This is a genomic window from Bradyrhizobium sp. CCBAU 51627, from assembly GCF_028128765.1.
GTDB lineage: Bacteria > Pseudomonadota > Alphaproteobacteria > Rhizobiales > Xanthobacteraceae > Bradyrhizobium.
Map to the genome: position 1 here is coordinate 396533 of NZ_LBJG01000023.1, position 13300 is coordinate 409832.

The 13300-nt window shown below is 64.3% G+C and carries 13 protein-coding genes and 1 riboswitch; of the genes, 3 read left to right on the forward strand and 10 right to left on the reverse strand.

Going from position 1 to position 13300, the window contains the following annotated elements; genetic code table 11:
- Nucleotides 1-5 precede the first annotated feature (5 nt).
- From XH88_RS13735 to XH88_RS13745, 3 genes are all read right to left on the reverse strand, one after another.
- Nucleotides 6-1055, reverse strand: a complete 1050-nt coding sequence (locus XH88_RS13735; protein ID WP_271668823.1) for a hypothetical protein — start codon at nucleotides 1053-1055, stop codon at nucleotides 6-8.
- 116 nt (nucleotides 1056-1171) lie between these two features.
- On the reverse strand, nucleotides 1172-1573 hold the full coding sequence (locus XH88_RS13740; RefSeq protein WP_271668824.1) for a PAS domain S-box protein: 402 nt from the start codon (nucleotides 1571-1573) through the stop codon (nucleotides 1172-1174).
- A gap of 181 nt (nucleotides 1574-1754) precedes the next feature.
- Nucleotides 1755-2861, reverse strand: a complete 1107-nt coding sequence (locus tag XH88_RS13745; RefSeq protein ID WP_271668825.1) for a 2'-deoxycytidine 5'-triphosphate deaminase — start codon at nucleotides 2859-2861, stop codon at nucleotides 1755-1757.
- Nucleotides 2862-2969: 108 nt separating this feature from the next.
- Nucleotides 2970-3049, forward strand: a riboswitch (SAM riboswitch).
- A gap of 74 nt (nucleotides 3050-3123) precedes the next feature.
- Here XH88_RS13745 and XH88_RS13750 point away from each other — a divergent pair.
- Nucleotides 3124-4311, forward strand: coding sequence for an O-succinylhomoserine sulfhydrylase (locus tag XH88_RS13750; RefSeq protein WP_271668826.1), 1188 nt, complete (start codon nucleotides 3124-3126; stop codon nucleotides 4309-4311).
- 70 nt (nucleotides 4312-4381) lie between these two features.
- Here XH88_RS13750 and XH88_RS13755 read toward each other — a convergent pair whose 3' ends face one another.
- Genes XH88_RS13755 through XH88_RS13765 form a run of 3 tightly spaced genes read right to left on the reverse strand, consistent with a single transcriptional unit; the run spans nucleotide 4382 to nucleotide 7437 of the window.
- Nucleotides 4382-5383, reverse strand: coding sequence for an SGNH/GDSL hydrolase family protein (locus XH88_RS13755; RefSeq protein WP_271668827.1), 1002 nt, complete (start codon nucleotides 5381-5383; stop codon nucleotides 4382-4384).
- 12 nt (nucleotides 5384-5395) lie between these two features.
- Entirely contained in the window at nucleotides 5396-6175 is a 780-nt protein-coding gene (locus XH88_RS13760; protein WP_271668828.1) for an SGNH/GDSL hydrolase family protein, read from the reverse strand.
- The gene (locus XH88_RS13765) at nucleotides 6175-7437 is read right to left on the reverse strand and encodes an OpgC domain-containing protein (RefSeq protein ID WP_271668829.1); all 1263 of its coding nucleotides are present in this window, start codon (nucleotides 7435-7437) and stop codon (nucleotides 6175-6177) included. Before XH88_RS13765 ends, XH88_RS13760 begins: the two co-directional genes overlap by 1 nt.
- A gap of 193 nt (nucleotides 7438-7630) precedes the next feature.
- Between XH88_RS13765 and apaG the strand changes: the two genes are divergently transcribed.
- On the forward strand, nucleotides 7631-8023 hold the full coding sequence (gene apaG / locus XH88_RS13770; protein ID WP_177248143.1) for a Co2+/Mg2+ efflux protein ApaG: 393 nt from the start codon (nucleotides 7631-7633) through the stop codon (nucleotides 8021-8023).
- Nucleotides 8024-8172: 149 nt separating this feature from the next.
- On the opposite strand, the gene XH88_RS13775 is transcribed toward apaG, so the two are convergent.
- The 3 genes from XH88_RS13775 to XH88_RS13785 form a co-directional block, all read right to left on the reverse strand.
- Nucleotides 8173-9180, reverse strand: a complete 1008-nt coding sequence (locus tag XH88_RS13775; protein WP_271668830.1) for an Hsp33 family molecular chaperone — start codon at nucleotides 9178-9180, stop codon at nucleotides 8173-8175.
- Between the two features lie 167 nt (nucleotides 9181-9347).
- Nucleotides 9348-10271, reverse strand: coding sequence for an ornithine carbamoyltransferase (argF, locus tag XH88_RS13780; protein WP_271668831.1), 924 nt, complete (start codon nucleotides 10269-10271; stop codon nucleotides 9348-9350).
- Nucleotides 10271-11473 (reverse strand): aspartate aminotransferase family protein, encoded by a 1203-nt coding sequence (locus XH88_RS13785; protein WP_271668832.1) that lies wholly within the window; start codon nucleotides 11471-11473, stop codon nucleotides 10271-10273. The genes argF and XH88_RS13785 overlap by 1 nt, the downstream gene beginning before the upstream one ends.
- A 458-nt stretch (nucleotides 11474-11931) precedes the next feature.
- Here XH88_RS13785 and XH88_RS13790 point away from each other — a divergent pair, with 458 nt between their 5' ends.
- The gene (locus XH88_RS13790) at nucleotides 11932-12444 is read left to right on the forward strand and encodes a GcrA family cell cycle regulator (RefSeq protein WP_271668833.1); all 513 of its coding nucleotides are present in this window, start codon (nucleotides 11932-11934) and stop codon (nucleotides 12442-12444) included.
- Nucleotides 12445-12579: 135 nt separating this feature from the next.
- On the opposite strand, the gene phoB is transcribed toward XH88_RS13790, so the two are convergent.
- The gene (phoB, locus tag XH88_RS13795; RefSeq protein WP_209967046.1) at nucleotides 12580-13287 is read right to left on the reverse strand and encodes a phosphate regulon transcriptional regulator PhoB; all 708 of its coding nucleotides are present in this window, start codon (nucleotides 13285-13287) and stop codon (nucleotides 12580-12582) included.
- Nucleotides 13288-13300 lie beyond the last annotated feature (13 nt).

The following is a 13300-nucleotide window of genomic DNA, read 5'->3' on the forward strand; positions in this document are numbered from 1 at the left end:
CGGAATTACCCGACCGTCCAGACCAATGGCGGCCTGCCGCCCGCCGTCGGACGCAGGTGCACGCCGATATGCCGGCCGCATCCGGCAGCCAACCCTGCGAATAATCCCTCCAGCACCCTGGTGCAGGCGCAATGATAATCGGCCACGTCGTCCATCAGCTTCCAGCTCTGCTGGCGGATCTCGAACGTGCCTTTGGATTGCTGGGCCTCGGCCACATCATCCTGCGCGGCGAACAGCGCGTTGAGGAACGACGCGAACTCCCTCGCACCGCCGCGGCTCATCGAGAGCGCCGTTGCGACTTCATCGAAATACTGCATGCCGATCAGCTTGCCGGTGATGTTCAGCAGATAGCCGGCGTCTTCCGGCCCGAACAGCTGCACCATCACCGGCGCGGCGGTGCGGACATATTCCATGGCGTAATTGCGATAAGCCTTTTCGAGGCGCGGTCTCGGCCAGCTTGCAACCGGCAGCGCCGGTGCGGTCTTCGCGTCGAACAGCGGCGCTTCGAGATGCCGCGCGAACACCAGACGCTGCTCGAGCTCGAGCGCATGGTCGTACTGATGATAATAGCCTTCGAGCCCGTCCTGGCCGTCGACACTCTGCTTGGTGCAGACGAAGCCCAGCCTGATATCACCGAGCGCCACGCCGTTGTTGGCGTGCCAGCCGCGCAGCATCGCGCGGCTCACCTCGCCCGGCACGCCGCAGATCGCGGTGCCCTTCCAGATCCAGCGCGGCGGTGGATAGCGAATCCAGGCCTTGGTGTCGCTCTCATACATGTACTCGACATGCACGCCGCCGATCCAGTTGGAGAGGTAGTGATATTGCGCCGCCGCCACCGCCGGCGGCAGATGATCGATCCCGAGCTTCTTGAGCCCCGGCAGGAAGCGCTCCTGCTGCTGGCGGCGGAATACGCGAAAGACGAACTCGGCCGCATCGGCCGTGCCACGGCGCGTGACCACGGTGAGGATCAGGCCGGTGAAATAGGCGTGATAGAGGTCGGCGACCGCGCGCCAGCGTTTCCATTGCGCTTCCTGCGCGTCTGCGGCTAGGGTCATGTTCACTCCCGATCCTTGTTTTGATCGAGTGTGTCACCGCATTCCAGGGCACGCAATCGGTCGCGCATGCAGAGCACCCTGCGCGACAGCCCGGCAATTCCGCATCACGAAGTTTGCTAAGCTTTGGCGGCACGCTCGCGTTCGACGCGCTCGGTGACGTCGCGCGCCATCGCGACCGATCCGAGCACGTTGCCGGTGGCGTCACGCACCAGCGCGAAGGTCATCTCGATGTAGAGCTTGCGTCCGCTCTTGTGCAGCGCGCGGGTCAGCGTCGGCCGGCCCGCAAGCTTCATCGCGCCGCTGGCGATCGCGGCCTCAAAGCCCTTCCAGTGCGCGGCGCGCAGATGCTCGGGGATGATCAGATCGAGGTTCTGGTCGAGCGCTTCGTCAGCAGTGAAGCCGAACAGCGCAGTGGATGCACGGTTCCACCGCGTGATGGTGCCGGAGCGATCCGAATAGATCAGCGCATCGGCCACGTCGTTGAGGATGTTTGCGTCGAGTTGAACTGGATCGGTCATGGCGAGACCTCGCGTGTCGATGGATGTCACGACGTACCCTGCCACACATCCGGTGTCATCGCCCGACTTTGATCGGGCGATCCAGTACGCCGAGACGGCAGTGATCAAATCGAGAAGCCGCGGCGTACTGGATGCCCCCGGTCATGCCGGGGCATGACAGCGGAGGGTATTGCGGCGAGCCCTACACCCGGAAATGCTTGCTTAGCTTGAGGCCCTGTGCCTGATAGTTGGAGCCGATGCGCTGGCCGTACATGGCGTCGGGGCGGGCCAGCATCTTCTCATAGACGAGGCGGCCGACGATCTGACCGTGCTCAAGGATGAACGGCACTTCGCGCGAGCGCACTTCGAGCACGGCGCGCGATCCTTGCCCGCCGGCGCCGGCATAGCCGAAGCCCGGATCGAAGAAGCCAGCGTAGTGCACGCGGAACTCGCCGACCAGCGGATCGAACGGCACCATCTCCGCGGCGTAATCGGGCGGCACCTGCACCGCTTCCTTGGAGGCAAGGATGTAGAACTCGCCGGGATCGAGGATCAGGCTGCCGTCAGGACGCGCCGAGATCGGCTCCCAGAAATCTTCCACCGCATAGCCCGAGCGACGATCGACATCGACCACACCGGTGTGGCGCTTGGCACGGTAGCCGACGAAGCCACTGCCCTTCTCGCCGGAGAGATCGACGGAGACGGCGACGCCCCCCGTGAGATCCGCATCGTCGATGTCGACGAGGCGCTCGGTGGCATGCAGGACATCGAGCTCGTCGGCATTGAGGATGGCGTCACCGGTGCGGAAGCGCACCTGGCTGAGGCGCGAGCCTTCGCGCACCAGCACCGGAAACGTCTTCGGGCTGATCTCGGCATAGAGCGGGCCGTGATAGCCGGCGCCGATCATGTCGAAGCGGCGGGTGCCATCGGCGATCACGCGCGTGAAGACGTCGAGGCGGCCGGTCGAGCTCTTGGGGTTCGCGGCCGCGACAATCTCGGGCGGCAGCGCGAGGCTCTCCAGCAACGGCACGATGTAGACGCAGTTGGTCTCCAGCACCGCGCCGTCGGCCAGGCTGAACTCGTGCAGCTTCAACTGGTCGATGCGCTCGGCGACGGTGGCGCCGGGTCCGGGCAGGAAGCTCGCGCGCACACGATAGGCGATGTCGCCGAGGCGCAGGTCGAGACTTGCCGGCTGGATCTGGCTTTCGACGAAATCATAGGCGGGCAGGATGAGGCCCTCTTCCGCCATTGCCGCGATCATGCGGTCGGGCAGGATACCATTGGCGTCGGCGGCGACCGTGAAACTCAACCGGGGGTCCTCGTCAGGGGTCAAACGCGTCCGGACATGCGAAAATACTAGCATTTACGGCTATCCGATGGACGCCTTGACGGAAAGGGCATTGCGGAATATGAGCATCAGTTATCCCGTGGTGATTTGAGCCGGCCGGCTTGCAGCCACGTTAAATAAGTCGCTAAACAGGCCGGGGACCTCTGTGATCCCGGCCCGTGGAGATATCCAGGCCGGTTTTTTTGTGACCGTTTTCGCGTTGGCGGTCATATCGGAGGGTCCTATGTCGAAGTCACCTGCTACTTACCGCCCCGAAACCCGCCTGGTCCATTCCGGCACCCTGCGCTCGCAATATGGCGAGACGTCGGAGGCGCTGTTCCTGACGCAAGGCTACGTCTACGCAAGCGCCGAGGAATGCGAGGCGCGGTTCAAGGGCGAGGATCCCGGCTTCATCTATTCGCGCTATTCGAACCCGACGATCGCGATGTTCGAGCGCCGCATGATCGAGCTCGAAGGCGCCGAGGCCGCGCGCTCGGCCGCGACAGGCATGGCCGCGGTGACGACCGCGATCCTGGCGCCGCTCAAGGCCGGCGATCACGTGGTGGCCTCGCGCGCCCTGTTCGGCTCCAATCTCTATGTGTTGCAGGACCTGCTGCCGCGCTACGGCATCGAGACCACGCTGGTCAATGGCGCCAATCTCGATGAATGGCAGCGCGCGGTGAAGCCCAACACCAAGACGTTCTTCCTGGAGAGCCCGACCAACCCGACACTCGACGTGCTCGACATTCCCGGCATTGCCGAGATCGCGCACCAGGCCGGCGCGCGGCTCATCGTCGACAACGTTTTCGCAACGCCGATCTGGCAGAGCCCGCTTGCACTCGGGGCCGACGTCGTCGTCTACTCCGCGACCAAGCATATCGACGGCCAGGGCCGCTGCCTCGGCGGCATCATCCTGTCGTCGGAGGCCTTTATCGCCGAGCACATCCACAATTTCATGCGCCAGACCGGCCCGTCGATCTCGCCGTTCAATGCGTGGGTGCTGCTCAAGGGCCTGGAGACACTCGGCGTGCGCGTGCGCGCGCAGACCGACACCGCCGCGTGCATCGCCGACGTACTGGCAAACCATCCGAAGATTGCGCGGCTGGTCTATCCCGGCCGCGAGGATCATCCGCAGGCGGCTCTGGTCAAGAAGCAGATGCGCGGCGGCTCGACGCTGATCGGCTTCGAGGTGAAGGGCGGCAAGGCCGCGGCCTTCCGCGTGCTCAACGAACTCAAGCTTGCGAAGATCTCGAACAATCTCGGCGATGCCAAGAGCCTCGTCACGCATCCGGCGACGACGACACATCAGCGGCTGAAGCCCGAGGTGCGCGCCGAGCTCGGGATCGGCGAGGGATTCATCCGCTTCTCGGCCGGGCTCGAGCATGCGGATGACCTGATCGAGGATCTCACCGCGGCGCTGGAGAAGGCGTGAGGGGCGAATGCGAATAGTGAGTGGCGAATGGATCATTCCCTATTCGCTACTCGCCATTCCCTACTCGCCTCTACATCGGCCGATACGTCCTGACGTCCCCCGGTACGTTCACGCCCAGCTTGATCTGACCGACCGAGCGAATGATGTCGTCGCCGAGCAGTTGGGCGAAGCAGGCATAGCCCCAATCGTTCATGTGCAGGCCGTCGGAGATGACGAAGCTCTCGACCGGGAGCGCCTGCTTCTCGTGCCAGTCGCGCATCACCTCGAAGCGCGGGAAAATACCGACGTGACGAAGCTCGGCGACCTTGCCGAGCAGCTTCACCATTTTGCCCGCACTCTCGGCGCGCTTGTTGACGGCAGGTGAATATTGCGGATCGACCAGCACGACGTCGGCATCACCGGCAGCCTGGATGCGGGTGATACCGTCCTCGACCATCTTGGCGGTGTCGCCGGGATCGAGGTTACGCAGCACGGCATTGGTACCGACCTGCCAGATCACCATGTCCGGGTGCACGTCGATCACCTCCTTCTGGAGGCGCTTCATCATTTCGGGCGCATCCTCGCCACCGACGCCGGCGTTGACAACGGTGATGTCGGCGGTCGGATATTGCCGACGCAGCTGTGCCGCGAGACGGTTCGGATAGTTGAAGTCGGGCGAGCTCGCGCCATAGCCCGCGGTCGATGACGAGCCGAACGCGACGATCACGACGGGCTTGCCGGCAATGAGCTTGTTCGCGACATGCGGCAACGAGCCCATGGTCTTCGAGGCGCCCTTCGGCGACAGGCACGGCACGCGGCTGAAAATGTCGCCGGCGGATTTCGCGATCTGCTTCACCTTGTCGATGGCGCGCGAGGTGAGACCGCGCTGCTCGCCTGCCGGCTGGCCGGTCGCGGCGACCGTCGTCTGGGATGCTGATGGCGGAGTGGGATCAGTCGCCTGCTGCGGAGCAGGTGTCGTCTGCGCGGCTTGCGCGCGCGCGGAGGTCTGCACGACGGGTGTCAGCATCAGCAGCGCCGCCACGGCGGGCGCGACCAGCCATGTCGACAGACCAAAAGGGCGGAGAGAACTCATTAACGCTAGACCTCAATTTTGCTGCTCGGCCGGCCCCAGATGGGCTGCGTCGATCACGAACTGCGCCAACGCCCGGCCGATGCAATCATGGACCTGCTTCGCCAGCTCGGGGCCGCGGGACGGGCTGAACAGGTCGAACTGTCCCTGATCATTCCACTGCCGCATCATCGCGAAACGGTCGAACAGCGGGATATCATGCTCCTGCGCCACCACCCGCATATTATCGAGATAAGGCGGCACCGAGATCATGGTTTCGGTGCGCGGGCTGTACTGCAAATTCATCAAGACGACGTCAGCCCCTGCATTTTGCAACGCAGCGACCCCTTCGGTCACGGCGTTGCGGAACTCGTCGGGATCGATGGATCGGATAGCATCCACGGTCCCGGTCTGCCAGATCACCAAAGTAGGTGTTTTTGCTTCCAACAGCTTAACGAAGCTTCCGGCAGTCTCCTCCGCGGTCTTCTTGCTCTGTATTTCTACGGAGACGTGCACGGCCTCCGTCGGCGGCAGCTTCTCCTTGAGGATCGCCTCCATGCGCGCCGGATAGGAGCTGCTCTCCGAAGACGGAATGGTCGTCGAGCGGCTTCCGACGACGAGGATTTCGAGCGGTTTGCCTGATTTGACGGTGTCGGCGACCTTGTGGAGCTGGCTTTCGCTTGTGAGCAGATAGGACGGCAATTCGCAGGCCGCGGGCAAGGTCGGAGCAGCAGGCGCAGCATCCTCGGCGCGCGCCGACGGCGCGGCGAGACTGCCGCACAGCAGGATCAGGCTCAGGAGCACCTTCGCCTTCATCAGCCCCCTCCCGCCAGATCGGCGTTGCCGACGGCGTTTTTGGTTTTCGCACCGCTTTTGTCAGCCACGCGCTTGTACCACGAAATCACCCAGGCAACGCCCCACATGATCAGGATTCCGGAGAGACTGATCAGCGCATGCATGGCCGGTCCACCGGAGACCTCGGCCAGGATGAAATGGCCGGCAAAGGCCAGGAAGACGCCGAGGCAGAATATCTCGAGGGAATGCTGGCCGCACACGATCAGTGGCCGCAGCCAGGGCGATTTCAGGCCCGGCCACTCCCGCGGCAGGAAGCGCACGGTGAGCGCCGCCAGCGCCAGGAAGTGCGTGAAGCGCAGCACGTCGAGGTCGGTCTTGTCGATCGGATACATCCACTGCTCGACCCGCTTCGGCATGAATTGCGAGAGCTGCGGCACGTACCAGGTCAGCGTCACGTAGAACGCCGCGACGAGGTAGCCGATCGAGATCCACATCGTCACCGGCGAAGCCAGAATGCGCGACATGCGTCGCGCACCTCCAAGGGCGCACCAGGCTCCGAACACGAACAGCAATTGCCAGGCCAGTGGATTGAACGCCCAGAAGCCGTTCGGATAGGCCGAGAAGTAGAGGTCGAATTCCCAGGTCGCCGCATAGAGCAGCGCCGAAAGCGCGAGTGTGATGTCGGGCTTCCACTTCATCGACCACAGGATCAGCGGCAGCGCGAGCATCAGGACGATATAGAGCGGCAGCACGTCCATGTTGACCGGACGGAAGCGCAAGAGCAGCGCCTGCACGATGGTGATGTCGGGCTGCTTGAGGAAATCCATGATGCCCATCTCTTCGGTGTAGAGCGGGTTCTCGAAGCTGGTCGCGACGTAGGAGATCTCGGCGAGGAAGATCGTGAACAGGAAGACGTGGGCGACATAGATCTGCCAGACCCGGCGCAGGATGCGCGCGGTCGCGATGACGAAGCTGCCCTCCAGCATGGCGCGGCCGTAGACGAAGGCGGCGGTGTAGCCGGAGATGAAGATGAAGATCTCGGTGGCGTCGCTGAAGCCGTAATTGCGGATCGTGAACCAGGTCAGCAAATTCGGCGGCAGATGGTCGATGAAGATCAGCCACAGCGCCAGGCCCCGGAACAGGTCCAGCCTGAGTTCGCGCTCGCCGATGGCGGGCAGCGTGATGGCGGGCGCGTGCGGATTCGCCTCCACGGGCTTGGCACCCACGGGCTTGGCACTTGCGGTTCCTGCGATCGATCCCGTCACTTGATCGGCAATGGTCATCGGGGCCCAAAAACCCTTCCGCAAATCGCGACGTTTCAAGAATTGTACCGGTCCAGTCGCCGCCTCGCAAAGCGGCCGGATCACATACGGGTGTATTTGGGGGGTGTACTTCCCCGTGAATTCTGGCGGGACGATGTCGCGAAAGGCCCCGCGGCATTTGGTTCCGGGCCAGGATTTCGTTATGATGGCAACTATGTACCGCGCCGTGACCCGCCAGATCGAAGTGACCGTCGAGCCGAACTTTGTTCCCGAGCAATCGTCGGCCGACCGCTCGCGCTATTTCTGGTCCTACACCATCGTCATCACCAATTCCGGCGACGAAACCGTGCAGCTCAAGACGCGGCACTGGATCATTACCGACGCCTCCGGCCGGCAGCAGGAGGTCAAGGGCGAAGGCGTCGTCGGCGAGCAGCCGACCCTCGCCCCCGGCGAGCGTTTCGAATACACCTCGGGCGTGCCGCTCTCGACCGCCTCCGGCTTCATGACCGGCCGCTACCAGATGGTCAGCGAGACCGGCGAGCGTTTCGAGATCGAGGTGCCGACATTCTCGCTCGACAGCCCGGACAACAAGCGAGTGTTGAATTAGCGGACGGTACCGATCACTGTCATGCCCCGGCTTGACCGGGGCCCAGTACGCCGCAGCCTCTCGATTTCATCACTACGTCTCGGAGTACTGGATCGCCCGATCAAGTCGGACGATGAGTATATGGGCGCAACGACGGAGGATGGACCGCCCTAGGCGTCCGCGACGCCCGCTTCGTGCGGCGTGAACTTGTACACCGACGAGCAGAACTCGCAGGTCACGACGACCTTGTCGTCCTTGACCATCGCCGAGCGATCATCCGGCGAGAAGCTCTTCAGCATGGATGCGACCGCGTCGCGCGAGCAGGAGCATTGCGCCTTGAGGACGAGCGGGTTGAACACGCGCACGCCGCGTTCGTGGAAGAGGCGGTAGAGCAGCCGCTCGCCGGAGAGATCGGGATCGATCAGCTCGACGTCCTCGACCGTCTCGATCAGCGAGCGCGCCTCGACCCAGGCATCATCCTCGGCGATGCTGTGCACTTCGGCGCCTTCGGGCGCATCGCCCGGATGCAGGTCCGCCTGCCGCGCGCGCTCCGGCGCCTTCGGCAAGAACTGCATCAGCATGCCGCCGGCGCGCCAGCGATGCTTGCCGCCGTCACTCGAGCGCCACTCCTCGCCGACCGCAAGGCGCACGCGCGTCGGGATCTGCTCGGAGCGCAGGAAATATTCGTGGGCGGCATCCTCCAGGCTGCCACCGTCGAGCGCGACCAGGCCCTGGTAGCGGCTCATGTCAGGGCCCTGGTCGATGGTCATGGCGAGATGGCCGCGGCCGAGCAGCGTGCCGGAGTCCTTGGCCTCACCAAGCCGCGCGGCATCGAAGCGCGCATAGGCGCGCAGGCGATCCGGCGCCTGATAATCCACGACCAGGAACGACACCGGACCGTCGGTTTGGGCCTGCAGGATGAAGCGGCCTTCGAATTTCAGCGCCGAGCCGAGCAGCGTCGTCAGCACGATGGCCTCGCCCAGCAGCTTGCCGACCGGCGCCGGATAATCGTGCTTGGTCAGGATGTCGTCGAGCGCGGGACCGAGCCGCACCAGGCGGCCGCGCACGTCGAGCGCGTCGACCTCGTAGGGCAGCACGGCGTCATCGATCGGAACCGCTGATGGCGCGCGAACCGGGCCTTCGGACCCGGTTTTCATGTCAGGGGATTGGTAAACCATGGCGCTCTATCTGGGGTCGGTCGATGCAAAATGAAAGAGGCACGCCCGCATTCCGTCGATGAACGACGGCCTGCGTAGCCCGGATCGAGCGCAGCGCAATCCGGGACCAGTCCATCCGCGGACACAAACCCGGATTTCGCTGCGCTCGATCCGGGCTACAAGGAAGGCTACTTCACCGCGTCAAAGCACCAAGCCAGAATGCCCTTCTGCGCGTGCAGGCGATTTTCGGCCTCGTCGAACACGACCGATTGCGGGCCGTCGATCACCTCGTCGGTGACCTCCTCGCCGCGATGGGCGGGCAGGCAGTGCATGAACAGCGCGTCGGGTTTGGCCAGCGACATCAGCTTGGCATTGACCTGATAGGGCTTCAGCACGTTGTGGCGGTGCTCGCCCTCCTTGTCGCCCATCGACACCCAGGTGTCGGTGACGACGCAATCGGCCCCCTTCACGGCGGCCTCCGGGTCGGTGCCGAGCACGATCGGCGCGCCGGTGGCCTTGATGAAGTCGCGCATCACCTTCTTCGGCGCAAGCTCCGGCGGCGTTGCGACATTGAGCTTGAACTTGAAGCGCTCGGCGGCATGGGCCCAGGACGCCAGCACGTTGTTGTCGTCGCCGGTCCAGGCCACGGTCCGACCTTCGATCGGGCCGCGATGCTCCTCGAAGGTCATCAGATCGGCCATCACCTGGCAAGGATGCGAGCGCCGCGTCAGGCCGTTGATGACGGGCACGGTCGCGTTCGCCGCAAGCTCCAGCAGCGCCTCGTGGTTGAGGATACGGATCATGATGGCATCGACATAGCGCGACAATACGCGCGCGGTGTCGGCAATGGTCTCGCCGCGGCCGAGCTGCATCTCGGCGCCGGTGAGCATGATGGGCTCGCCGCCGAGCTGGCGCATGGCGACATCGAACGAGACGCGCGTGCGGGTCGACGGGCGCTCGAAGATCATCGCCAGCGTCTTGCCTTCGAGCGGCCTGACCGGCTGATGCGCCTTCTGCTTCGCCTTCATGGCGGAGGAGGCCGCGAGCATGCTCTTGAGCTCCGACAGCGGCAGCTCGTTGATATCGAGGAAATGCTTGGGAGACTTGCTCATCAGCTTGCCGCCCGCTTGTTGTCGGAGAGCGCCGTGCAGGCGCGTTCGAGCCTGATGACGCTGTCCTCGATCTCGGCTTCGGTGACGATCAAGGGCGGCAGGAAGCGCACGACATTATCTCCTGCGCCGACCGTGAGCAGCTTTTCATTCCGGAGCGCTGCGACGAGGTCGCCGGAGGGCACCACGGCCTTGATGCCGATCAGCAGCCCCTCGCCGCGGACTTCGCTGACGACATCGGGGTGACGGTCGATTACGGCGGCGAGCTTCTGCTTGAGCAGCAGCGACATCTTCTGCACGTGGTCGAAGAAGCCGGGCTTGAGCATGACGTCGAGCACGGCGTTCGCGGCCGCAATCGCCAGCGGATTACCGCCGAAGGTCGAGCCATGCGAACCGGGGCCCATGCCGGCAGCCGCTTCCGCGGTCGCCAGCACCGCGCCGATCGGAAAGCCGCCGCCGAGCGCCTTGGCCAGCGACATCACGTCGGGCGTCACACCCGTGCGGCGGTGAGCGAAGAGATCGCCGGTGCGACCCATGCCGGTCTGCACCTCATCGAACGCAAGCAGCAGACCCTTCTCGTCGCAGAGCTGACGCAGCGCCTTGAGAAAGCCGGGGGGAGCCGAACGCACCCCGCCCTCGCCCTGGATCGGCTCGATCAGGATACCGGCGGTGTGCGGACCGATCGCCTTCTTCACGGCTTCGAGGTCGCCATGCGGCACCTGGTCGAAACCGTCCATCGGCGGACCAAAGCCTTCGAGATATTTTGCAGAGCCGGTGGCGGCGAGCGTCGCCAGCGTGCGGCCGTGGAAGGCGCCTTCGAAGGTGATGATGCGATAGCGCTCCGGGTGCCCCTTGGAGAAGTGGTGATGGCGGACCAGCTTGATCACGCCCTCCAGCGCTTCGGCGCCAGAATTGCAGAAGAATACGAAGTCCGCAAAGCTCTCGCTGCAAAGGCGCGCGGCGAGCTTCTCGCCATCGGGGCTCTGGAACAGGTTGGACATGTGCCAGAGCTTGGTCGCCTGCTCCTGCAACGCCTTGACCAGCGCGGGATGGGCATGGCCGAGCGCATTCACCGCAACGCCCGAGGTGAAATCGAGATAGCGATCACCGTTGGTCGCGATCAACCAGACGCCTTCACCGCGCTCAAAACCGATGTCGGCTCTGGCGAAAACGGGGAGCAAATGCGGCGCTGCGCTGTTGGTCATGACAGTCACTTGATGTTGCGGACGGTGTGAGGCGTGCATTGCGCAACGCACCATTGACCGGCCCCGGAAAACGAAACGTGCCGCCTTTTAAGGGCGGCACGCACGACTATCTTAGGCCTGATGAAACGGGTGTCAATGCCGCCCGGAAAGCCTCGCGAAACGCTGATTCCGTAGTCTTGCGGTGGCGTTTTTGCGGGAATTTCGCCACGGAACATGTGGAAGCGAGTCGGCGGACTCTTGCGCGTGAGTCGCGCCATATTGTAGCGTTTGGCTTGTCAGATACGACATCTCGTGCAGCGGTTCTGATCCCAAAAGTCCTCATGTACCGGCGTAAACGTTCGGGCGTCTCATTGCGCCCGGCGAGCCTTAAGGGATTCTGGCGGCACGGGTTTTTCGAAGCTTAGGCATTCGTCGTGCCGCCCCAGGATGGCAGGCGGCTCGGCGAAGGAAAGGGTGCAATGACGGTTTTGACCTGGTCCGACGATCGCGTCGAGCAGCTGAAAAAGCTCTGGGAGGCCGGACTTTCGGCCAGCCAGATCGCCGCTGAGCTTGGGAATGTCACCCGTAACGCCGTGATCGGCAAGGTGCACAGGCTCGGCCTGTCCGGCCGCGCCAAGAGCCCGACTTCGGCAGCTCCACGGCCGCGCAAGGCGCGTCCTGCGCAGCAGATGATGCGGGTGAGCCGGCCCATGGCACGCGGCAACACCGCGCTGGCGCAGGCCTTCGAGGTCGAGGTTGAGGCAGAGCCTGTCACCTACGACAACGTGGTGCCGATGAGCCAGCGACTGTCGCTGCTCGAGCTGAATGAAGCCACCTGCCACTGGCCGGTCGGCGATCCATCGAGCCCGGATTTCTTCTTCTGCGGCGGCAAGGCGCTGTCCGGCCTGCCCTATTGCGCCCAGCACTCGCGGGTGGCGTATCAGCCGGCCGCCGATCGCCGCCGCGCACCGGCGAAGCCCGGCACGCGGTGAGAGCTCGGATTTAGCTGGCTGAGCGACGACAGCCGTCACGCGATGACGGCTCAACAAGTACAGTATGGTCCCGGCGAACGCAGGGACGACGGCTGAGATTGCCGCAGCCGTCGAATTCAACTCACCTCGCAAACCCTACGTCTGCTCGGCCTTCGCAAAGCGATCGTCGAGCGCATAGCCCGCGCCGCGGACGGTGCGGATCGGATCCTGCTCGCGGCCGAGATTGAGCAGCTTGCGCAGCCGGCCGATATGCACGTCGACGGTGCGCTCATCGATATAGATGTCGCGGCCCCAGACGCTGTCGAGCAGCTGCTCGCGCGAGAACACGCGACCGGGATGCTCCAGGAAGAACTCCAGCAGGCGATATTCGGTCGGGCCAAGATCGATCGGCCGGCCCGAGCGCGCCACGCGGCGCTTTTCGCGGTCGAGCTCGATGTCGCCAAAAGCCAGGACCGTCGCGAGCCGCTCGGGGCTTGCGCGCCGGAGCAGGCCCTTCACGCGCGCCAAAAGCTCGGGCACCGAGAACGGCTTGACGATGTAGTCGTCGGCGCCGGTGGCGAGGCCCCGCACGCGTTCGCTCTCCTCGCCGCGCGCGGTGAGCATGATGATGGGCAGCTGCTTGGTGTCGGACCGGGTCCGCAGCCGGCGGCACAGCTCGATGCCCGACAGTCCCGGCAGCATCCAGTCGAGCACGATCAGATCCGGGATGTGCTCCTTGAGACGGGTGTCGGCGTCGTCGCCACGCATCACCGTCTCGACGTCATAGCCCTCGCCCTCGAGGTTGTAGCGAAGAAGCTCGGTCAGGGCTTCTTCGTCCTCAACCACCATAATGCGTGCGCCCATGGGGTCGTCGCTC